This is a genomic window from Nonomuraea sp. CA-143628 (genome assembly GCF_050942315.1).
Lineage (GTDB): Bacteria > Actinomycetota > Actinomycetes > Streptosporangiales > Streptosporangiaceae > Nonomuraea.
Genome location: NZ_CP192072.1, coordinates 627,662 through 648,387, shown reverse-complemented (window position 1 = coordinate 648,387; position 20,726 = coordinate 627,662). Strand labels below are relative to the sequence as shown.

The window sequence follows — 20,726 nt, the reverse complement described above, 5'->3', positions numbered from 1 at the left end:
CCGCCCGGCGGCAAATGTCGACATGATGCCGCCGATCAGCCGGCCGACGGCCGGCCCTCGTTCCCCGATACCAAATATCGGCGCACCGCCTCTCGCCCACCGGGAACGAAAGGCCATCGATCAACGACCTCCCGCAGTTCGAGCTCTGTGAGCCAGGCATGCCAAGCGATCTCGGACGGATCTGGAACCAATGGCTCAGTGATCACGGCCTCGTGCACCCCGAACCAGACAGGGCTGACCCCATCCCGGCACAAGAACTTGAACATGAAACGCACCGGGACGCCGGCACCCAGCTCCTCGGACAGCTCACGGACTGCCGCGTCCTCATACGACTCGCCCACATTCACGGCACCGCCGGCCATCACGTCATAGTGGCCGGGAAAGCGAGTGTGCTGCTCCGCTCGGCGCAGCACCAGGATCCGCCGCATCGGATCGCGACAGATCGTCGTCGCGATCCGATGCATCCATCGCCGACGCTCCGCCTCTGCGCGATCCACGACTCCCAGCACGCGGTCCAGTTCATCCACTCGCTCGACCAGCTCGCCCATGCAGCACACGATCGCAGGCACCACCGACAAGCAGCCCAGTGGCGACATGTCGTTGGACGACTTTCGCGAGTTCCTGCTCCAGGCACGGCTAACGGATTTCCGGGGTGTCTTCAATCAGGACCTTGTCCGGGTTCAGCGTCGGACTCGGCGACCCGCCCGAGCGCTATCACAGCATCTACGGCGTGATGTTCCTCCAGCTGTACCACCGAATGCCCGCACAGCGGTGCGCCAGCGAAACCTGCGATGACTTGTTCGTGCACCAACGCGGCCGCAGTCAGCACGGGCAGCACCGCAGCCACGGAGTGAAATACTGCGCGCGCCCAGGCCGCACGCGAGCTATGCCGACATCGGCGCGCTGCGGGCTGAACGAATGGCGGCCAGGCATAGCTATGCCCCGGCTGCGTGCGATGCAGAGGCAGAACCGGGGCTTATGCCTCGACGATACCGCCCTTTGTGCTGCCAGGAAACTACGGGAAACCAGAAGGCGGCCACGATGCAGGAAGCCCCTGGAGTGGCTCTCAGCCTGAATCCACGGCGTGAAGTTCGGGGCGAGGTTCGCGAAATGAAGTGAGGTGTCCCTTGAGCTGGGAGGATGGGAGTTCTCTACGCTTCCATCGGCCCGCTGCAAAGGACACCTCGTAAGTTGGAATTCTTTCACGCCGCCAGCCGTACGCGGGCGATCTTCGATGACGAACACGTGATCTCCTACGCCGGGCTGGCTCCGGCGCTGCGACTGGCCGAGCGCTGCGGCCTGGACCGCCTGGTTGGCGAGCACGTGGCGCTGGGCGCGGCCGACGGCGTCAACGCGCCGGCGAAGGTGGCCTCGATCGTGGCCGGGATGACCTGCGGCGCCGACAGCATCGACGACCTGGACCTGCTGCGACACGGCGGCATGGACACGATGTTCGCCGGGATCCGGGCGCCGTCCACGCTGGGCTCGTTCCTGCGCGCCTTCACCTGGGGCAACGTCCGCCAGCTCGACAAGGTCGCCCGCGAGCTGCTGGTCGCGCTCGCCGCGCACACGCCGTTGCTGCCCGGCAAGGACGTGCTGGCCTTCTTGGACATCGACTCGATGCAGCGGCGCACCTACGGGTACGCCAAGCAGGGCTCCGGCTTCGGCCACACCAAGATCCAAGGCAAGAATGTCCTGGTCAAGGGGCTGAACGCGCTGACCGTCACGCTGTCCACGCCGCTGGCCGCCCCGGTGCTGGCCACCACCAGGCTGCGCGGCGGCACCACCGGGTCGGCGCGCGGCGCCGCCTCGGCCATCCGCGAGTCCATCGGCACCGCCCGCCAAGCGGGCTGCACCGGCACCCTCCTGATGCGCGGCGACAGCGCCTTCTACAGCGCCGAGGTGATCGCCGCCTGCCGCGACCACGACACCCGCTTCTCGGTCACCGCCAAACTCGACCCCAAGGTCAAAGCCGCCATCGCCGCCATCGACGAGAACGCCTGGACGCCGATCGCCTACCCGCGGGCGATCTTCGACGAGCAGGCCGGCGGCTGGGTCTCCGACGCCGAGGTCGCCGAAACGTCCTACATCGCCTTCACCAGCAAGAAGGGCAAGGCCGCCTGCGCCCGGCTGATCGTGCGCCGGGTCAAGATGCGCAACGAGCAGGCCCCGCGCGGCCAAGACGAACTGTTCCCCGCCTACCGCTACTACCCGATCTTCACCGACAGTCCCTATACCCTCCTGCAGGCCGAGGAACAGCACCGCGATCATGCAGTCCAGGAGCAGGTCAACGCTGATGTGATCAACGGGCCGCTCGCGCATTTCCCCTCCGGCGTCTTCACCGCGAACGCCGCATGGCTCACCCTGGCCGCCATCACCCACAACCTGCTGCGCGCTCTCGGCTGCCTGGCCTCGGCCTTCCACGCCAAGGCGCGCGGCCAGACCCTGCGCCGCCACCTCATCGCCGTGCCCGCCCGGCTGGCCCGACGCGGACCCGCCGACGGGCGCGGCCACCTGACCCTTCGCCTGCCCGCCCGCTGGCGCTGGCAGCCCGCCTGGCTGAACGCCTTCACCGCCACCCACGACCCACCCGCTGCCGCAGTGGCCTGACCAGCCGAAATCCAGGTCACGCACAGCCGACGACCCACCGCGGTCACGCGCATCCCCGAGCCCCCGAAATGCACCTGGACAAGCCGCGACCCGAACGCGGCGGCCCTCACACGCCCGACAACAGCCCTTCCACCTGCGGAACCGGCCCTCGTCGAGGAATTGAACCAGAAAACGATCAGACGAAATCACGCCGTGGATTCAGGCTCAGGGGCCTCTTCACCCGATGTAGGGCGTCGACTTTACTTGGAGGAAGTGCTCGATCCGGAGTCGTTGGGATCCGTGCATGGGTAGTTCCTCGATCGCGTCCAAGCTGACCCAGCGGACGTCGGTCGACTCCTCGCTGATCGCGAGCGCTCCACCGATGACGCGTGCCGTCAGGCAAATGTTGAACTGGCGGCGCACCTCTCCGTCGCTCTTGCCGCATGGATGCCCGCCGTTATGCCACCTCGCTCTGCACGCTGGAAGTGGCAGGTGGCGCGGCCGTCCCAGATGTAACTTGGCTACTCGGCGAGGCCCACATCCGTGCAGATCCGTTTGCTACGCTGTGCTTATTACTCCCCGCCGTCCTCCGGGACTGGCGGGGCTTTTTCATGGAGACGACATGACCGAGCGTGTCGCAGTCTTCTTGGACTTCCAAAATGTCCACTTGAGCGGGCACGGGGTCTTCGAGGGCTAGGCGGTCTCCGGTTCCCAGTATTCGCGGTCAGCGACCTTCGAGCCGATGCCCGGCTCTGTCCGGATCAAGCCGTCCGCGCGAAGCTGCCGGACGACCTTCTGTGCCGTGGCGTTCGCGATGCCGAACTCTGCCGTCAGGTCCACGAGCGACGGGACGCGCTCTCCGACGTCAATTTCTCCTGAGCGGATCCGTCCGCTGATCACCGCGTACACCTGTCGCCAACGAGGCTGTTCGGTCTCGATCTGTGCCACGCGATCACGCTAGGGACGTCTACTCCACGTGGCGATAGCGGCGCACCTAGCGGACCTAGCGCACGTGGCGCACTATGCCTACTCTTGGCATCAGGAGAGGACAGGCGAGCGAGGCGAGGCACAATGGATCAGCCCGAGTACGAGACCCCGACCCCGATAGCCGGCTTCGAGATCTGGCGTGAGAATGACAGGACGTGGCGCGGTCGGCACACGGACAGCGGCCGGGAGATCAGCGCCGAACGCTGGGAACTGCTCGTCTGGCGGGCCCGCGAAACGGTCATGTTCGTAGCGATCGCGAGTGTGAACGACCTTCTCAAGCGAGTCACCCAAGACACCGGGGAATCCAAGTGACTACCGTTCACGTCGGCCTGGAGTGGACCCCGTACATCGAGCGTGTCGAGCGCTCCCGTGTGCTGGAATTCGTCACGATGGGCAGAGTCGAGTACGAGCTGTGCGGCGAAGGCGGACAGTGGGTCATCCGGCGCACCGAACGGACGAACGGCCGGACCGTCGTCACGGAGTCGAGCCGGGGACGGCCGCGCGATGTTCAAGAGGTCTGGCGGACGGTCCGGCTCTGGGGCTGACTGCTCACGGCCGGTCGTGTCGCTTCGAGTCGCTTGGTCGCTCGGGTTGATCTTCCCTCGCATGCACACCGCACCTGCGCACGCGTCCATAGGGAACGCTCGTGTCGCTTGCTCGTGTCGCCGCCCCCATGGACCTCGCCACCCAACTACCCACGGCCGTCCTGGCTGAATTGAACCTGCGCCCTCTTCGTCAGCGGCAGTCGTGGGCTCCCCCGTCGCACGATCCAGCTCGATGATGAACCCAAAGTGCATGAGACACAGCCGATGTCGATCAACGACGCCTGGTCCCTCTGGGCCGACCTGCTGAATGGAGCCGTCCGCTAGGCCTGTCTCTCGCACACATGGGAACGCCGGGTCGACCCGGCTCGGGTTTCAACCCGAGAACACGCACTAGACAAGGTATATTGTCTGTGTGCGGATTGGAGAGCCTGCCCGCAAGCATGATGTGGCCGATGCCGACATCGTCCACGCCTGGCGGTGCGCCATGCGCCGCCTTGACATGGGTGAAGGCTTCACGATGCTGATCGGCCCGGACTCGGCGGGGCGGATGCTGGAGATTGGCGTTCTCGACCTCGACGGCGACGACCCGGTGGCCATCCATGCGATGCCGCTACGCGCCAAGTTCCGACGAGCCTTGTAGCGAAGAGAGGTGATCATATGAGGCACACCGATGAGGAGATCGAGCGCGCAGCCATGCGCTTTGAGCAGTTGGCTGACGCCCTGCCCGACGACGTCGAGTTCGACGACGTGTCCGAACTGCGTGCGATCGCCGAGACCTCCGAGCAGGTCCGAGCCGATGAGGCTCGACTCACCGAGGCGGTGGCGGTTGCGCGCGCCCACGGCCACAGTTGGAACCACATCGCCACCGCACTCGGCGTCTCCCGGCAAGCCGCCCGGCAGAAGTACGCCGACAAGGTCGCATAACGGCTCTCGTGCTTCATGGAGGCAGAGGTTGTCTTGGTGTGCCACTCCGCTTGCGGACGGGCTCACCAGGTCAGCCAGCGTGGCCGGGTGACATCGATGTCGGGTAGGTCGATGAGGTGGTGCTGGATCTGGCCGAGGATCAGGATCCGGGATTAATATGAGTCGCCAGCGGGGATCGGGCTGAGTCGGCTCAGGGCCAGGAGGATCGGTCATCCGGTGGGGCGGACTGCCTTGTTGTCGGCGCAGAAGCCCTTGAGTTTGGTGGCCAGGGCCAGGGCGCGACGAACCTCGCGTTCCACCGAACAGCCCGGCCTGGACATGGGTGGGTGGCCAATTGTGCGATGAAGGCCACCCCTGCGGCCGATAGTGTCCTTCGACAGCAACTGGGAGTCACCGATCAGTAGGAAGTCCCAACCCTTGGCCAGGTCTTTCAGGCAGGTCATGGCGCCCACGACCTGGGCGACTTCGCTGGTCCCGCCGTCGAAGTCCTCGTGGAAGATCGGGATGCCGCCATCGCCGATCGCGGCCAGTTCGGCCTGGATCTGTTCGAGATCGGTGCGCCGGTCCTTGGGATGGCCCCAGCGCGGCGCCGGATAGTCAGTGTCGGCCTCTTCATAAGCTCCGACCAGAGAGATTGACGTCATATCCCAGTGCAGGCGGGTGACGTTGGGGCGCCGCCCACCCCTTGACCTCTCTGCGCGCCGTTGCCTGTCTCCCGCCGAGGCCACAGCAGACCATGGGCGCGGGAACGAACGTGGCACGGCTCTTGGCTTCCCCGAGGTGCCACACCGTGATCAGAGCTCAGCCGCCTTCGGGTCTCAATGACCGTGACAACTGAAGCACTGTACGAAGTCCAATCAGCCGAACGCCGGGGAGCGCGAGGGGCTGGCAAGCCCCTCGCGCGGGGGCGATGCCCCCGATAAGGGCGCCCGAGCGAAGCGAGGACCATGCCTTTGTGGGGGCATGGGGGGCGCAGCCCTCCATTAAGCACAGCCCGACCCCATAGCGCGAAGCGCCCAAAGGGAGGACCTTGCTTGTCAGGGTTGGTAGCCGAACTGCTGGAGTACGGCTGTGAGGTACGTCTTGACGTCGGCGGCGCTCGTCGAGTCCGGATACGCACCGAGATGGTGCAGTATTGCGCCGGTGAGCATCTGCTGGATGATGTTAAGGTCCCTGTCCGGCGGCAGCTGGCCGTTGTCGCGGGCCCGGCCCAGCGTGATGAGCTCGGCCGAGGCGCGGCCGCCGCTATAGGACTTGCGGTACGTCTGGAGCAGTTCGGGATAGTCGTCCACGGCGCCGTAGACCCGGCGGAGCATGCAGCGGTTTCGGGGCATGCTCAGATAGGTGGCCCAGTCGGTCAGCATCCGGTCGATGTCCGGCCAGTCGAGGGCCACCGACTCGGGCGCCTGGTGGACTGACTCGATGGCCTGGATCAGCAGTGAGGTCTTGTCGGGGAATCTCCGGTAGACGGTGGCCCGGGTCACGCCGGCCCGCTGGGCGACCTGTTCGATGCTGGTGAGCACGGCGCCCCGTTCGATCAGCAGGTCCAGCGCGGCGGCGAGGATGGCCGCGTCCACCTCCTGGCTGCGCGGACGACCGGCTGGCCGCTGCGAGGCTGCGGTGCCCCGCTGGGAGGCTGCGGTGCCGGTCATGTCGACCGCTCGGGGATAGCCACCACGCTCATCCTCTCAGCGCCGACGAACGCGCCGGCGAAGGTGCGAGACACGACCGCATTCTAGCCGCGCGGCGCCACACCGGCCCGAGCGGCGAGCTGGGGTGATCGAAGGGCATGGGGCCTCCTGCGGTTTGATTTCAATACAGTACTGTACTGTATTGGTAGTGGCTCGAAGCCCTTCACACGAGAGGGCAGATGGGATTCAGCGATGAGCGCCTACGTACTCGGCTTCCACGAGATCGACAAGACTCTGCTCCCCCAGGTCGGCGGCAAGGGCGCCAACCTCGGCGAGCTGTCCGGCATCGACGGCGTTCGCGTGCCGGACGGGTTCTGCGTGACCACTGCGGCCTATCGGGCGATCGTGGAGGGGGATCCCACGGTCAGCATGCTGATCGACGGGCTGGCCGGCCTGCGGGCCGACGACCGCCCGGCTATCGCCGCCGCCTGCGCCCGCCTCCGTACGGCCATCGAAGCGCTGGCCATTCCCGCTGAGATCGAGCGGGACATCATCACCCACCTGGCGGACCTCGGCGACGTCCCCTGTGCCGTACGGTCGAGCGCCACTGCCGAGGACCTGCCGTCGAGCTCCTTCGCCGGCCAGCAGGACACCTACCTGAATGTCCGCGGCCCCGAGTCGGTGGTCCACAACGTCAGGCGGTGCTGGGCTTCGCTGTTCACCGACCGGGCCGTGGCCTACCGCATCAAGAGCGGCTTCGACCACCGCGCGGTCCAGGTCTCGGTGGTCGTGCAGATGATGGTCTTCCCCGAGGCCGCGGGCATCATGTTCACCGCCGACCCCGTCACGTCCAACCGGACGGTGGTCTCGATCGACGCGGGCTTCGGCCTGGGTGAGGCGATGGTCTCCGGCCTGGTCAACGCCGACACCTATCGGGTCAAGGCGGGGCAGATCATCGACAAGGTGGTCTCCGTCCAGACGATGGAGCTGCGCGCTTCGGCGGACGGCGGCACGGAGGAGCGGCCGGTGGAGGCCGCGCGGCAGCACGCGCAGACCCTCACCGACGAGCAGATCCTTCAGCTGGAGACCCTCGGGCGGCGGATCGAGGCCCACTTCGGCCGGCCACAGGACATCGAGTACGGCCTGTCCGACGGCGTGTTCCACGTGCTGCAGAGCCGTCCCATCACCACGCTGTACCCGGTTCCGGCCTCGGACGACGGCAAGAACCACGTCTACATCTCCTACGGGCACCGCCAGATGATGACCGACGCGTTCATGCCGCTCGGCCTGTCGTTCTTCCTCCTGCTGGACGAGTGGCTCGGCCGCCCGAAGATGGCGGTGGCCGGGAACCGGTTCTACAAGGACATGTCCTTCGAGCTCTCCTCGACGTGGGCCCGACCGGTCACGATCAAGAGCCTCGGCCAGGTCGACGTGCTGATGGCCAACGCCCTGCGCACCGTGCTGAGCAGGAAGGACTTCGTCAAGGGGCTGGCCCACGGGAAGACGTCGGTGATGAACTTCGGCAAGGGCGGGCCCCTGCCGATGGCCCGCCAATACCTCAAGCTGTCCCGCGAGGACGACCCCCGCGTGGTTCCCGAGCTCATCGAGCAGAACGAGGAGTCCGTGGCGAGGCTCCGGGAGGCGATCGCCGGGAAGTCCGGTGACGACGTGTTCGCGTTCATCATCGAGGACCATCGCGAGCTGACCGACATCATGTTCGAGCCGCGGAGCGTGGCGTCGGCGTTCCTCGGCATCCAGTCGGTGAACTGGGTCAACAAGCACATGAACGCCTGGCTGGGCGTGAAGAACGCCGCCGACGCCGTCGGCCAGTCGGCCGACCACAACGTCGTCGCGGCGATGGGGCTCGACCTGCTCGACGTCTCCGACGTGGTCCGGCAGTACCCGATCGTCGTCGACTATTTCGCGAGGGCTGAGCGCGACACGTTCTTCACCGGGCTCTCCGGCCTCGACGGCGGCGACGTCGTGCGCCAGGCCATCGAGGAGTACCTGCACAAGTACGGCATGCACTGCCAAGGCGACATCGACCTCACCAGGACGCGATGGAGCGAGGACCCGACGCTGCTCGTCCCGCTCATCCTCGGCAACATCAAGAACTTCCCGCCCGGCGAGCGCGAGCGCCGCGTCGAGCAGGGGCGCGCGGACGCCGAACGCTCGATGAACGACCTCCTGGACCAGCTGAGAAGCAAGGTGGGCGGCCGGAAGGCGAAGAAGGCGGCGCGGCAGATGAGCCTGGTGCGCCACTTCATCGGCTACCGGGAGTACTCCAAGCACGCGTGCCTGCAGCGCTACGGCCTGTACAAGCAGGCGTTGATGGGCGAGGCCAGGAAGCTGGTGGCGCAGGGCGTGATCAAGGAGCCGGAGGACGTCTACTTCCTGTCGCTGGAGGAGTTCAGGCAGGTGGTCAACAGCGGGCAGCTGGACTACGCCGTGATCACCGAGCGGCGGGAGGCGCACGAGACGTACCAGAAGCTGACCCCGCCGCGAGTGATCACTTCGGAGGGCGAGGTGATCAACGGCGAGTACGACGCGGGCGACCGGCCCGAGGGGGCGCTGGCGGGCATCCCGGTGTCGTCCGGCGTCGTGGAGGGCCGCGCGCGGGTCGTCCTGAGCATGGAGGACGCCGAGGTGGAGGAGGGCGACATCCTGGTCACGGTCTTCACCGACCCGAGCTGGTCGGCACTGTTCGTCTCGGTGAAGGGCGTCGTGATGGAGGTCGGCGGGGTGATGACGCACGGCGCGGTGGTCGCGCGGGAGTACGGCCTGCCGTCGGTCGTCGGCGTGGAGGGCGCCACCCAGCGCATCAAGGACGGGCAGCTCATCCGGGTGAACGGCAGCGAGGGCTACGTGGAGCTGCTGTCCTGATCGCCGGTACGGTCGATCTTCGCGTAGCCGCCGTCCTGGTTGTCCGGACGTCTGTGGCCACTATACGTACGCATAGTAGGCTTCATGCGAAGGTAGCGGGCTACACAAACGGCGGTGACAGCGTGACGATCGCACCCGACCCCGAAGACCTCACCGCCCGCGCCCGGATCCGCGACGCGGCGCTGCGGCACTTCGGCGAGCACGGGTTCGAGCGGGCCACGATCCGGGGCATCGCCGAGACCGCCGGTGTGTCCTCCGGGCTGGTGCGCCACCACTTCGGCTCCAAGGAGGCGCTGCGCGACGCCTGCGACGAACACCTGGCCAAGTTGATCCGCCGGCTCAACGACCAGGTCCGGAGCGACCCCATGCCGAGTGACGTGAACTATATCGCCGTCGCCCGGACTCTCCTGGGGCACTACCAGTCGTATGTGGGGCGGGCCCTGGCCGAGGGGCGGGCCGAGGCGGTCTTCGACGAGCTCGTACGGCTGAGCGAGGAGTGGATCGAGGAGTACGACAGGACCCGGCCCGATCCCCCTCAGGTGCCCCGCAAGGCCCGGGCGGCGGTGGTTACCGCGATGGCGCTGTCGGTCACCGTCCTGCGCCACCACATGTCCCGGGCCCTGGGCGTCGAGGTGCTGAGCCCGGAGGGGGACAAACTGCTCGCTAGGACCCTGATCGACATCTACTCGCATCCCATGCTCAGCCTGGAGGACGCCGCCAAGGCCCAGGCCGCCCTCGATCAGCGCAGCTGAGGATCAGCCCGGTTGAGGCTCAGCGCAGTCGAGGCTCAGCCCAGCTGAGGCGACCACCCGGCGGTCCCGGCCACGATGCGCACGGCCGCGCGGGCCAGCGGCTCCAGCCCCGCCACGTCGATCTTGTCGATGGTGTCGGCCGCGTCGAACAGGTACATCGGCGCCGACAGGAAGTGCACGAGCGGCACCCCTTCCGGATGGAAGAACGCCCCGTCGGTCGGCGGCATGGGCGAGAACACGTCGGGCGGCAGCACGAAGGACCGCCGCAGCCCTTCCTCCGCCAGCGTCTCGGCGACCAGCTTCTCCAGCCGCGGCACCCGGCTGGTGAACCACCACCTCACCTCCGGGTCAGCGGTGGGGACGAGCTCGCCGTCCACGGCCTCGCAGCGCAGCGCCGCGTGTTCGAGATGCAGCTGGAGCACCACGTCGGCCAGCATCGGGCGATGGCGCTCGATGAACGCCCTGGTGCCCGCCGCATGCGCCATGTGCCCGGACGTGAACAGGAACGTCAGGTTGTGCGGCCGCGCCGAGACGGGCACAGCGGCCCAGTGACGCGCGGCGGCCAGGACGAGCGCGATGCCGGAGGCGTCCTCGACGGCCGAGGCCCACGGCCCGTCGTGGTGGGAGCCGATGATGACCGTGTGCGGCGAGTCGCCGGGCAGCGTGGCGACCACGTTGTGCGTGGTCACCGTGTCGGTGACCGACTGGGCGACCAGCTCGCCCGTACAGGGCAGCCGGTCCAGGAGTCGCCGGGCGTCGGTCGCGGACAGCCACAGACCGGGGATCGGCCGCTCGATCGCGTCATAGGGCACGTAGTAGTCGCGCGTCTCCCACGGCAGCCCGGTCAGCGCCCCGATGAAGCCGGCCGCGCCCGCCTCCAGCGCCGGCTCGACGACCTCCATCATCCGCGGGCCGAACGGGAGGGTCTGGACGAGCGTGTCGAAGACGCCCTCGGGGTCGTAGGACGACGTGGCCAGCGTGCTGACGTACGACTGCGGCAGCTCGGTGAAGGCCAGCTCGTCCACCGCGATGTCGCCGGGCCGCGCGTCGGCGAGCGGCGCGATCCTGGCGCGCAAGCCGTCCGTCGGCAGGGTGTGCGGGAGCGGGAACCCGGTCAGCTCCGTGCCATCGTCGAGCCGCAGCACCCCGGTGCCGGGCTGCCAGCGGGGCACCTCCACCGGCTCCAGCGCGACCTCCAGGCCGAACTCCGTCAGCCGCTCGGCCAGCCACCGCTCGGTCCACGCGTCCGCCGGATAGCCCGGCCGCCGGATGCCCCGGGACACGACGGTCTCGATCCAGCCGAGCATCTCGGCGGCGGAAGGCACGTGATCCATGGGCTGATCCAACCATTGACAGCGGTCCTTTGTGAAGCGACAGTTTCGGTCATCCGTACAACTTGTGGAGGCTGTATGAAGCTCGTCGTGGCCGTCATCATGGTCCTGCTGGGGATCATGGCCAGACCGGCCCAAGCCGCGGACACCATCGAGGCGCACTACAAGGTCGCGGGCCCTTGGGCGGTCACCACCGCCGACGTCACGGGCTACAAGCTCTACTACCCGGCCGACCTAGGCGCCGGAGGGTTCAAGCATCCGATCATCACCTGGGGCAACGGCACGGGTGCCGTGCCCACGCAGTATTCCGGGTTGCTCAACCAGCTCGCCTCCTGGGGCTTCGCCGTGGTCGCCTCGACCGACACCACGACCGGCACCGGGTCGGAGATGATCGCCGCCGCCCAATATCTGATCGCCAGGAACACCGACAGCTCCAGCGTCTTCTACGGCAAGCTCGACGTGACGAAGGTCGGCGCGGTCGGCCACTCCCAGGGCGCCGGCGGTTCGGTGAACACCGCGACCAAGTCCGGCGGCCTGATCGACACCGTCATCCCCATCGCGCTGCCCGCGCCCATCTGGGTGGGCTCGGGAGACAAGTTCTACGTCGACCAGCTGGCCTGCCCGGTGCTGTTCGTCAGCGGCGCCAACGACACCCTCATCTCGCCCAACTCGGCCCTCCAGACGTACTACGGCCAGGTCCCGGGAGCGGCGGCGAAAGCGCAGCTCAAGGGCGCCGACCACAACACGATCCAGGGCACGGGCGGCGGTTTCCTCGGCTATGTGACGGCCTGGCTGATGTACCAGCTCCAGGGCGACACCTACGCCAGGGGCGCCTTCGCCGGCACCACCCCGGAGCTCAACACCAACGCCAACTGGCAGAACCAGGTGGAGAAGAACCTGCCCTAACGGCGCAGCGCGAAGGCGGCGCGCGGGTTTCCGATCAGCGCCGCCTTCGCCACCTCGCCCAGTCCCGCGGCCTCCAGCCGCGGCACGAACCGTTCCAGGAGGTACGTCAGGCCGGGCCCGCCGCCCAGGCTCGGCCAGTACGACCTGCGCGCCAGGTCCATCCCGAACAGCACCCGATCCCCCAGCTCGCGCTCGGCGAGCTCGGCGACCAGCGTGACGATCGCGCTGTCCGGCCCGTACTTGACCCGGCCCGGCCGGTCGAAGGCCAGATAGGCCCCTCGCTCCGCCAATGAGGCGAGATATCCGGCGTCGGGATTGTGGTCGATGTGCCCGAGCACCACCCGATCGGCCGCCACGCCTTCCGAGGCCAGCGCGTCGAGCAGCTCGTGTCCCATCGTGCCCTTGTCGCAGTGGGTGACGACCGGCACGCCGGTCCGCCGGGCGGCGGCGGCCACCGCGCCGACCAGCCGCGCCACACCGCGCCCGAACGAGTGGTACGACGTGGCGATCTTGATGGCGCCCGCGCGGGCCGACGACCGCCGCACCAGCGGCCCCACCAGCCCGTACTCGTCCATGCCCTGGTCGATCTCGGCCACGAGGAGCTCGGTGATCTCGTCGACCGAGTAGCGGTGCATCCAGTGCGCGTCGCTGTAGTAACCGCTCTTGTGGAACCCGGTCACCGCGATCACGTGCAGCCCGGTCCGCTCCGCCAGCTCCTTCATCAGGGACGGACTGCGGCCGAACCCGAGCGGTGTCATCTCGACCACCGCGGAAAGGCCCAGCCGCTGCGCCTCCGTCACCTCCACCACGGCCGCGTCGAGGGAGTCGAGCCGGTAGTCCGGCTCGTTGCGCACCGGCCAGCCACCGGTCATGAACAGGTGCTCATGCGCATAGGTGATGCCGAGCTCCTCGACATCCCCCAGCACGGTACGGACGGTCACAGAAGCGCTCCTTCTTCTCGCAGCCGCGTGCGCAGCAGCTCCACGTCCACCGCAGCGGGCTCCACCCCGGCCTGTACGGCCAGCGCCGCGGCCGTCCCCGCCGCCTGCCCCATCGCCATGCACTGCCCCATGGACCGGGCGGAGGCGTGGGCGTCGTGCGTGGCCGACAGGCAGCGTCCGGCCACGATCAGCCCGCCGACCTCGACGGGGAGCAGGCACCGGTAGGGGATGCCGTAGGTGCCGAAGTCGTGGACGTACTCCCAGCGGGTGGCGGCCCCCGAGTCGTGGTCCTCGATGGGCGCGCCGCACCGCGCGATCGTGTCGGGAAAATCCCGCCCGGCCAACACATCATCAGAAGTCAGGACATATCGTCCGACCAGGCGTCGCGACTCCCGTACCCCGATACGTACGGACGTGCTGAGCAGCACGGCCGATTCGTAACCCGGGACCTTCGCCCGCAGAAACGCGACATAGTCGCGGACCTGCCGCCGCCCCTCCCGCTCGGCCTCCGCCAGCTCGACCGGGTCGGTCGGATCGAGGCCGGCCACTCGCGTGAGGTTGGTGTGCACGATCCCGTCGTTCACGGTCCGATGCACGGACCCCTCGCGCCTCGGCAGGTCGGCGTCGGCCATCAGCGCGTGCAGCTCCGCCGTGCTGGTGGCCGACAGATCGACCCCGCCGAGCCGGAACGTGGCCGTCATCGGCTGGAGCCGCATCCCGGGGCGTTCGAGGGTGGCCCCGGCCCGCCAGGCCACCTCGGCGTCCCCGGTGGCGTCGATCACCACCCGGGCCTTGACCAGGAACCGGCCCGCCACCGTCTCCACGACGACGCCCGTACCCGGCACGAAGTCGCAGACCCTGGCGTGCAGGAGCGCGTCCGGGACCAGCTCGTCCCAGACCAGCTTGAGCTCCTCGGGCTCGTAGGTCACCCCGGTGCCCGCGCCGTAGGTGTTGGGCCGCTCGAAGGCGGCGCCGGCCTCGAAGAGCCGCTCGCACACCTCCCAGCCGACGCCGCCGACGACCCGCCGCGAGACGGGGCCGGGGGCGTAGAAGCCGTAGAAGGTGTCGAGCACCGCGGCACCCGTACCGCCGAGGAAGCCCGCCGACTCCACCAGCAGGCACGACGCCCCGGCACGCGCGGCGGCGACGGCGGCCGCGCACCCCGCGCTGCCTCCGCCCGCGACCACGACATCGCCTTCCCACAGGACGTTCATCGCAGGTGCCACCCTCCGTCGACGGGAATGACCGCGCCCGTGGTCCGTCCGGACGACGGGGACAGCAGCCACAGCACGGCCTGGGCGACCTCCTCCGGCTGGCACAGCTCGGCGCCGAGCGGCATCAGCGACGGCAGCTTGGCCTTGATCGCCTCGGAGGTCTGGGCGCGGCGGCTCATCGGCGTGGCCACCAGCCCGGCCGAGATCAGGTTGACCCGCACGCCGTGCGGCGCCGCCTCGCGGGCCGCGGTCCTGATCAGCGGGATCAGCGCGCCCTTTGCCGAGGCGTAGGCCACGGTGCGGAAGTCGTCGTCGAGCGACGAGGCCAGCGCCGAGCCGATCACCACGATCGACCCGCCCTCCCGCATCGCCGGGATCGCCGCGCGCAGCAGCCGGAACACCGACTCGTGGTTGACCCGGTGCACCTCGTGCCACGCCGTGTCGGTGCACTCGACCACGCCGCCGTCGCCGAGCGAGCGGCCCGACATGCCGACCGCGTGCACGACGCCGGAGATCTGCCCGTGTGCGGCCGTCGCCTGGGCCAGGGCCTTCTCCGCGTGTCCCGGCGTGGTGATGTCGATCCCGCCGGCCAGGTCCACGCCGTAGGCGGCCCCGCCGGTGGCCTCGACCGCCGCCACGCAGGCCCGGCCGATGCCGCCGTCCGAGCCGGCCACCAATACGGCGCTCATGGTTTCCTGAGCACGGCGGCGGCGCGGCGGGCGTGTTCGAGGTAGGCCGCCTCGAACAGTTCCTCCGAGCGCGGGCCGCCGACGAGCTTGGCGCTGGAGATGACCGGCGGCACCCAGCCGCCCGCGACGAGCAGTTCGGCGGTACGGACCTTGATCTCGTTGACCACGGAGACCGCGGCCAGCGTGCTGCCCGGACCGACCGGCTCGGCCAGCCCGTCGACGGAGCACAGCGCGTCACCGACCGGGGTGCACAGGTCGATCACCACGTCGGCGTGGTCGGCGAGCCGGGTCCCGCTGGGGTGACCGGGCTCGACGGCCGTGGTCTCCCGCATCGATGTGACGGCCACCACGGGCAGTCCCGCCTTGCGCAATCCCATCGCCATCTCGATCGGCACGGCGTTCAGGCCGCTGACGCTGAACACGATGGCCGCGTCGGTCGGCCGCAGCTCGAAGTTGGCCAGGATGGCGTCGGCGAGCCCTTCGACCCGCTCGATGAACATCGCCTGCCGCATCCCGTTCGACCCGGCCACCTGTGTGTAGAACGTCATCGACAGGTCCACGATGGGATGGAAGCCGGGATAGGAGCCGTAGCGGGGGAACATCTCCTCCACACCCATCCGCGAATGCCCGGTCCCGAACGTGTGCACCACGCCCCCGCCGCCGATGGCCGAGGCGGCCGTCCGGGCGGCCGCGGCGAGCGCGTCCTCCTGTGTCCGCTCGATCTCGCTGAGCAGGTCCATCGCGCGCCGTATCCATTTCATCCAGATCTCCTCCCGTAGAGCGCGGCGCCGATCGCCCCGGCCATCGGGCCGAGTACGGCGGGTAGCACCGCGATTTCCCCGATGAGCGGACGTCGCCGCTCAAGTTCCTTGTCCAGGGCGGATCGCATGAGATCGAGCGCGCCGGAGATCCCGCCGCCCACGACCACCGTGCCGACGCCGAAGAACGCCGCCGCGTCGCCCAGGGCGACGCCGAGCGCCCAGCCGGCCCTGGACAGCACGCCCAGCGCCCGCCCGTCGCCCGCCCTGGCGGCCTCGGCGATCTCCTTGGGCGAGGCGATCTCCTTGGGCGAGCCGGAGCCGAAGGCCCGCACGATGCCCGGCCCGCCGGCGAACGTCTCCACACAGCCCCGGTTGCCGCAGCAGCACACCGGCCCCCAGGGGGAGACCGTGACGTGCCCGATCTCGCCGAGATTGTCGCGCGGGCCGACGAGGATCCCGCCGCGCAGCGCCACCGCCCCGCCCACCCCGGTCCCGAGCACCGCGAACAGCACGTCGGGCAGCCCGCGAGCCGCCCCGAGGAGCAGCTCGGCGAGCCCGAACGCGCGGGCGTCGTTGACCACGGTCACCGGCGCCCCGGTCAGGGCGCTCAGCCGCGAGCCGACCGGATAGCCGTCCCAGTCGCCGGGCGGGTTCGGCACGAACAGCGCGGTCCCGGTGTCGCGGTCCACGTGGCCGGGCAGCCCGATCCCGATGCTCTCCACCCGGCGGGCGGCCAGCGAGGCCACGAACGTCATCGTCTCGTCGGGGTCCGGCGGCGTGGGGACGGTGCCCTCGCCGACCACCGTCTCGCCCTCCAAAACCACCCATTTGGTGTACGTGCCGCCGACGTCGATCCCGAGCCGCGTCACAGCCCGACCCTCAGGACCCGCGAGGCGAACCCGGCGTCCTCGGGCGCCGCGACCGGGCGGAACGGCTCGACGCCGAGCAGCCGCAGGTAGGCCAGCAGCGGCTGGGAGTGGCTGTGCAGGTTGGCGACGGGGTACGCCTGCATGGCCACGCCGACGTCGGCCAGGTCCCAGGTGCGCCCCGGCCGCTCGGTCTCGGGCGCCAGGTAGGCGTCGGGGCCGGACAGCGTGCCTTCCCATACCTCCGGATAGGCAGCCGTATGGGCGGCCAGGGACATGCGGCGCCACCACTGCCAGCCCAGCTCGGGAGCGTGCTCGGCGGCGGCCCAGATCAGCGTCATGTTGATCGCGTACCAGATCGTGCCGACCCCGCCGGGGCCGTAAGCGCCCTTGTCGGGCCAGCGCAGCCGGGCGCCCAGCGGCGAATCGGCGGCGGAGGTCCGCTCGATCGTGTGCAAAAGGTCCACGGCCCGCTCAGGAGGGGCGGCGCCGCACAGAATCGCCCAAGGCTGCACCTCCAGCCACAGGTCGGACTCACCGACGACGGCTCCCGGGCCGTACGCGCGCCGGTACCACCGGCCGTTCCACTCGCCCGCCACCAGCTCGCGCAGCTCCTCGCCGAGCTTGCGGGCCTCGGCGGCGGTCGCGTGGTCGCCGAGCCGTTCGGCCAGGATCGCGTAGCGGGGCAGGACCCAGGCGGCCATGGCCGAGTTCAGGACCGACTCGCCGTGGGAGATCATCAGCTCGCGGTCCACCCCGCTCTCGGTGATGGCCATGTCGTTCCAGTCGGCGTTCAGGATCCGCAGGTGGCCGTGCTCTCCCCGGCCCACCACGTCGGTGAGGAACCTGAACTGTCGGCGCAGGTTCGCGCCGAGCGACACCGGCGCGGCCCCGTGGACCGGGTGATACGGCACGGGTTCGCCGAAGGCCGCCAGGTCATCCGTCGCGCTCAGGTATTCGGCCGCCAGCCACAGGGCCCACAGGTTCTGGTCCGAGGGCCGGAACAGGTCGGTCCATGGCTGCTTGTCCGGTCCGAGCGCATAAGGCAGGTCACCGTCGGGGCCGCCCCATGCGCACGTGTTGCGCAGCACGGACAGGGCCAGGTCCGGCTCGATGTACACCAGCGGCAGGGCGTGCTGGAGCGGGTCGCGCGCGGCGCCGTTGAAGCCGTGCCGGAAGGAGTAGCACGAGCCCTGGTCGAGGGTGTGGCCGCCGAGCACGCCGTCGGCGCAGGCCGCGCCGGTCAGCAGCGCCGCGTGCCACGGGACCTCCCGCTCGGCCTCGGGCGCCCGCGCGGCGACCGCCTTCGGCAGCCGGTCGCGCAGCGCGGCCAGGCTGCCGGCGAACGCCCCCGTCACCTCGCCGGCTCGGCTGTCCGTCTCGTCGTCCAGCAGCCCGTATCTCAGCTCCAGCAGGCGCTCTCCGCCCGCCGCCAGCTCCAGGGGTACGGCCAGGCGGCCGGACCGGGTCCTGGGGCCGCCGACGAGCTCCAGCTCCAGCCCGGGATCCTCGGTCGGCTTCGCGCCGCTGATGAGCTCGACCCGGGCCGCGCCGGCCGTCCACTCCTCGGTCAGCTCCAGCCGTACCGGCTCGTCGAGCAGGTTGCGCACGCGCAGCCGGATCAGCACCCACGGGTGCTCGCCCTCGGGGCAGAGCACCGTGCGTTCCAGTGACACCTGGTCGTCGGCGACCCGGACGATCGCGAACGTCGGCCCGAAGATCCGCTCAGATCCCGAAATATCGGTGGAAAGGGTGCCGACGCGCGTCACCCCCGTGCCACGGGTGAGCCACAGCAGGCCGGTGTGCTCGTCGAACAGGTCGCTGAGCCCGTAGTTGTCCGCGACCAGCGTGATCCGCCGGTTCCCGACATGGACGAAGTGCCGCCGGGTGAGCGGGTCCAGGACGGGGTCCCACTCCGCGCGCGGGTCGCTCTCCTGGTCCGCCGTGTAGGCGAAGGCGGGCAGCCCGTACGCGGTGGTCCATGCGCCGAACGCGCTCATTTCCGTACCCCTCCCAAGGTCAGCCCCGCCACGTAGTAGCGCTGCAACAGGAACATCAGCACCAGCGGCGGTACCGCCGTGATCAGGGCCGCGGTGCTGACCAGGCCGATGCTGAAGTCGTACTCCGTCTGGAGCTGCGAGAGCCCGACGGGCAGCGGCCAGAGGCCGGGATCGTTGGCCACGATGAGCGGCCACAGCAGGTTGTCCCACTGCGCGAGGAACTGCAGCAGGAAGAGCGTGAGCAGCGCGGGCCGCAGCAGCGGCACGCCAATGCGGAGGAAGATCCGCAACTCGCTCGCACCGTCCACCCGCGCCGACAGCAGCAGCTCGTGCGGCAGGGCCAGGGCGAACTGGCGGACCAGGAACACCCCGAACGCGCTCATCATGAACGGCACGATCATCCCCTGGTAGGAGTTGATCCAGCCCAGCTCCTTGACGATGAGGTACATCGGCACGAGCACCACGATCGGCGACAGCGACAGCGTCCCCACGATGACCGCGAACAGCACCCGGCTGCCGGGGAACCTGAGCTGCGCGAGCGCGTATCCGGCGGCCGAGGAGAAGATCACTTCGAGGACGCCGATGCCGAGCGCGAGGATCAAGCTGTTGCGCAGGTAGACGGGGAAGCCGCCCTGGTCGAACAGCTGCGAGACGTGCGCGCCCAGTTGGGAGACGTCGAAGCCGAACCCGCCGAGGTCGGTCGCGTCCGACGCGGACGAGACCGCGAACATCGCGTACACCGGCAGCAGCAGGACGGCCACGACCAGCGTCAGCAGAGTGTTGCGGACCACCCTCACCCGTCATCGCCTCCCCTGAGCACCCTGAACTGCACGAGCGAGAGCGCCAGCATGGCCACCAGCAGCACCATCGCGATGGCCGAGGCGTAGCCCATGCGCTCGAACCCGAAGCCGGTCGCCCACAGGTAGAGCGGCAGCACCTCGGTGGCGCCCGCCGGGCCGCCCTTGGTGAGCAGGAAGGCGGGCACGAACGACTGCATCGCCCCGACCACCGCGATGACCAGCACGAACAGCAGCGTGCGGCGCAGCAGCGGGAGCGTGATGCGGTAGAAGATCCGGATCGGACCGGCGCCGTCGAGCGCGGCCGCCTCGAACACGCTCAGCGGCAGCCCCTGCAGCCCGGCGGTCAGGATGATCACGAAGAGCCCGAGGTGCTTCCAGGTCGTCATGATCACCAGGGCCCAGAGCGCCAGCCCCTCGTCGGTCAGCCACGGCTTCGGCTCCGCTCCGACGATCCCGATCAGCGCGTTCGCCAGGCCCTTGTCAGCGAAGATCACCGACCAAACCATCGAGGTGGCCACCAGCGGCATCGCCGCCGGGATCATGACCAGCCCGCGGAGGAAGGCGTTGTAGCGGCCCGGCTTGCTCAGCGGCACGGCTATCGCCAGGCCGAGCACGATCGACGGGACCACGGAGGCGATCGTGTAGACGGCGGTGACCCGGGCCGAGTTCCAGAAGCCGGGGTCGCCGAGCATCCTCCGGTAGTTGTCCAGGCCGGTCCATTCGGGCGTCCCGGCGAAGTCGTAGCTGGTGAAGCTGAGATACACGGCCGCGACGAACGGCACGAGCCAGAAGACCAGGAAGTAGACCGCCGCCGGTAGGGCCAGCAGGCCGCCGGTACGCGCCTCCGCCCACCGCTGGCCCTTGCCCGAGACCTGCGTGACGGGCGGCACCAGTTGTAAGGACACCG

At 69.3% G+C, this 20,726-nt stretch carries 21 protein-coding genes; 8 read left to right on the top strand and 13 right to left on the bottom strand.

What is annotated here, in order from left to right:
- Positions 1 to 35 precede the first annotated feature (35 nt).
- Entirely contained in the window at positions 36 to 548 is a 513-nt protein-coding gene (locus ACQP2T_RS03130) for an NUDIX hydrolase (protein WP_433514682.1), read from the bottom strand.
- Positions 549 to 1,191: 643 nt separating this feature from the next.
- On the opposite strand from ACQP2T_RS03130, the gene ACQP2T_RS03125 reads away from it, so the two are divergent.
- Complete coding sequence (locus ACQP2T_RS03125) at positions 1,192 to 2,610, top strand: IS1380 family transposase (protein WP_433513742.1); 1,419 nt, start codon at positions 1,192 to 1,194, stop codon at positions 2,608 to 2,610.
- A gap of 672 nt (positions 2,611 to 3,282) precedes the next feature.
- Here the strand turns inward: ACQP2T_RS03125 and ACQP2T_RS03120 are convergent.
- Complete coding sequence (locus ACQP2T_RS03120) at positions 3,283 to 3,537, bottom strand: GntR family transcriptional regulator (RefSeq protein ID WP_433514681.1); 255 nt, start codon at positions 3,535 to 3,537, stop codon at positions 3,283 to 3,285.
- Between the two features lie 123 nt (positions 3,538 to 3,660).
- On the opposite strand from ACQP2T_RS03120, the gene ACQP2T_RS03115 reads away from it, so the two are divergent.
- From ACQP2T_RS03115 to ACQP2T_RS03100, 4 genes are all read left to right on the top strand, one after another.
- On the top strand, positions 3,661 to 3,888 hold the full coding sequence (locus ACQP2T_RS03115; protein ID WP_433514680.1) for a hypothetical protein: 228 nt from the start codon (positions 3,661 to 3,663) through the stop codon (positions 3,886 to 3,888).
- Positions 3,885 to 4,121: a hypothetical protein gene (locus tag ACQP2T_RS03110; RefSeq protein ID WP_433514679.1), complete on the top strand. Its 237-nt coding sequence runs from the start codon at positions 3,885 to 3,887 to the stop codon at positions 4,119 to 4,121. Before ACQP2T_RS03115 ends, ACQP2T_RS03110 begins: the two co-directional genes overlap by 4 nt.
- Positions 4,122 to 4,533: 412 nt before the next feature.
- Positions 4,534 to 4,761: a hypothetical protein gene (locus ACQP2T_RS03105; RefSeq protein ID WP_358539000.1), complete on the top strand. Its 228-nt coding sequence runs from the start codon at positions 4,534 to 4,536 to the stop codon at positions 4,759 to 4,761.
- A gap of 17 nt (positions 4,762 to 4,778) precedes the next feature.
- Entirely contained in the window at positions 4,779 to 5,045 is a 267-nt protein-coding gene (locus ACQP2T_RS03100; protein ID WP_433514678.1) for an ECF-type sigma factor, read from the top strand.
- Between the two features lie 209 nt (positions 5,046 to 5,254).
- Here ACQP2T_RS03100 and ACQP2T_RS03095 read toward each other — a convergent pair whose 3' ends face one another.
- Positions 5,255 to 5,689 carry a hypothetical protein gene (locus tag ACQP2T_RS03095; RefSeq protein WP_433514677.1) on the bottom strand — a complete coding sequence of 145 codons (435 nt, stop codon included), beginning with the start codon at positions 5,687 to 5,689 and terminating at the stop codon, positions 5,255 to 5,257.
- A gap of 393 nt (positions 5,690 to 6,082) precedes the next feature.
- A complete protein-coding gene (locus ACQP2T_RS03090) occupies positions 6,083 to 6,697 on the bottom strand; it encodes a TetR/AcrR family transcriptional regulator (RefSeq protein ID WP_433514676.1) in 615 nt (204 codons plus the stop codon).
- Positions 6,698 to 6,928: 231 nt separating this feature from the next.
- Here ACQP2T_RS03090 and rph point away from each other — a divergent pair, with 231 nt between their 5' ends.
- Together rph and ACQP2T_RS03080 are read left to right on the top strand one after the other, a co-directional pair.
- On the top strand, positions 6,929 to 9,559 hold the full coding sequence (gene rph / locus ACQP2T_RS03085; RefSeq protein WP_433514675.1) for a rifamycin-inactivating phosphotransferase: 2,631 nt from the start codon (positions 6,929 to 6,931) through the stop codon (positions 9,557 to 9,559).
- 122 nt (positions 9,560 to 9,681) lie between these two features.
- Positions 9,682 to 10,311 carry a TetR/AcrR family transcriptional regulator gene (locus tag ACQP2T_RS03080; RefSeq protein WP_433514674.1) on the top strand — a complete coding sequence of 210 codons (630 nt, stop codon included), beginning with the start codon at positions 9,682 to 9,684 and terminating at the stop codon, positions 10,309 to 10,311.
- 35 nt (positions 10,312 to 10,346) lie between these two features.
- On the opposite strand, the gene ACQP2T_RS03075 is transcribed toward ACQP2T_RS03080, so the two are convergent.
- Positions 10,347 to 11,645, bottom strand: coding sequence for a M28 family peptidase (locus tag ACQP2T_RS03075; protein ID WP_433514673.1), 1,299 nt, complete (start codon positions 11,643 to 11,645; stop codon positions 10,347 to 10,349).
- Between the two features lie 75 nt (positions 11,646 to 11,720).
- Between ACQP2T_RS03075 and ACQP2T_RS03070 the strand changes: the two genes are divergently transcribed.
- Positions 11,721 to 12,548 carry an alpha/beta hydrolase family protein gene (locus ACQP2T_RS03070; protein ID WP_433514672.1) on the top strand — a complete coding sequence of 276 codons (828 nt, stop codon included), beginning with the start codon at positions 11,721 to 11,723 and terminating at the stop codon, positions 12,546 to 12,548.
- Here the strand turns inward: ACQP2T_RS03070 and ACQP2T_RS03065 are convergent.
- Genes ACQP2T_RS03065 through ACQP2T_RS03030 form a run of 8 tightly spaced genes read right to left on the bottom strand, consistent with a single transcriptional unit; the run spans position 12,545 to position 20,724 of the window.
- Complete coding sequence (locus ACQP2T_RS03065; protein ID WP_433514671.1) at positions 12,545 to 13,489, bottom strand: phosphotriesterase family protein; 945 nt, start codon at positions 13,487 to 13,489, stop codon at positions 12,545 to 12,547. The two genes, ACQP2T_RS03070 and ACQP2T_RS03065, sit on opposite strands and share 4 nt — an antisense overlap.
- Entirely contained in the window at positions 13,486 to 14,703 is a 1,218-nt protein-coding gene (locus ACQP2T_RS03060; protein ID WP_433514670.1) for an FAD-dependent oxidoreductase, read from the bottom strand. Before ACQP2T_RS03060 ends, ACQP2T_RS03065 begins: the two co-directional genes overlap by 4 nt.
- The gene (locus ACQP2T_RS03055) at positions 14,700 to 15,392 is read right to left on the bottom strand and encodes an SDR family NAD(P)-dependent oxidoreductase (protein ID WP_433514669.1); all 693 of its coding nucleotides are present in this window, start codon (positions 15,390 to 15,392) and stop codon (positions 14,700 to 14,702) included. Before ACQP2T_RS03055 ends, ACQP2T_RS03060 begins: the two co-directional genes overlap by 4 nt.
- Entirely contained in the window at positions 15,389 to 16,153 is a 765-nt protein-coding gene (locus tag ACQP2T_RS03050; protein ID WP_433514668.1) for a sugar isomerase domain-containing protein, read from the bottom strand. The genes ACQP2T_RS03055 and ACQP2T_RS03050 overlap by 4 nt, the downstream gene beginning before the upstream one ends.
- Entirely contained in the window at positions 16,150 to 17,022 is an 873-nt protein-coding gene (locus ACQP2T_RS03045; protein ID WP_433514667.1) for an ROK family protein, read from the bottom strand. The genes ACQP2T_RS03050 and ACQP2T_RS03045 overlap by 4 nt, the downstream gene beginning before the upstream one ends.
- Positions 17,019 to 19,019 carry a GH36-type glycosyl hydrolase domain-containing protein gene (locus ACQP2T_RS03040; RefSeq protein WP_433514666.1) on the bottom strand — a complete coding sequence of 667 codons (2,001 nt, stop codon included), beginning with the start codon at positions 19,017 to 19,019 and terminating at the stop codon, positions 17,019 to 17,021. The genes ACQP2T_RS03045 and ACQP2T_RS03040 overlap by 4 nt, the downstream gene beginning before the upstream one ends.
- Positions 19,016 to 19,816, bottom strand: a complete 801-nt coding sequence (locus ACQP2T_RS03035; RefSeq protein ID WP_433514665.1) for a carbohydrate ABC transporter permease — start codon at positions 19,814 to 19,816, stop codon at positions 19,016 to 19,018. Before ACQP2T_RS03035 ends, ACQP2T_RS03040 begins: the two co-directional genes overlap by 4 nt.
- Positions 19,813 to 20,724, bottom strand: a complete 912-nt coding sequence (locus ACQP2T_RS03030) for a carbohydrate ABC transporter permease (protein WP_433514664.1) — start codon at positions 20,722 to 20,724, stop codon at positions 19,813 to 19,815. The genes ACQP2T_RS03035 and ACQP2T_RS03030 overlap by 4 nt, the downstream gene beginning before the upstream one ends.
- Between the last annotated feature and the right edge of the window lie 2 nt (positions 20,725 to 20,726).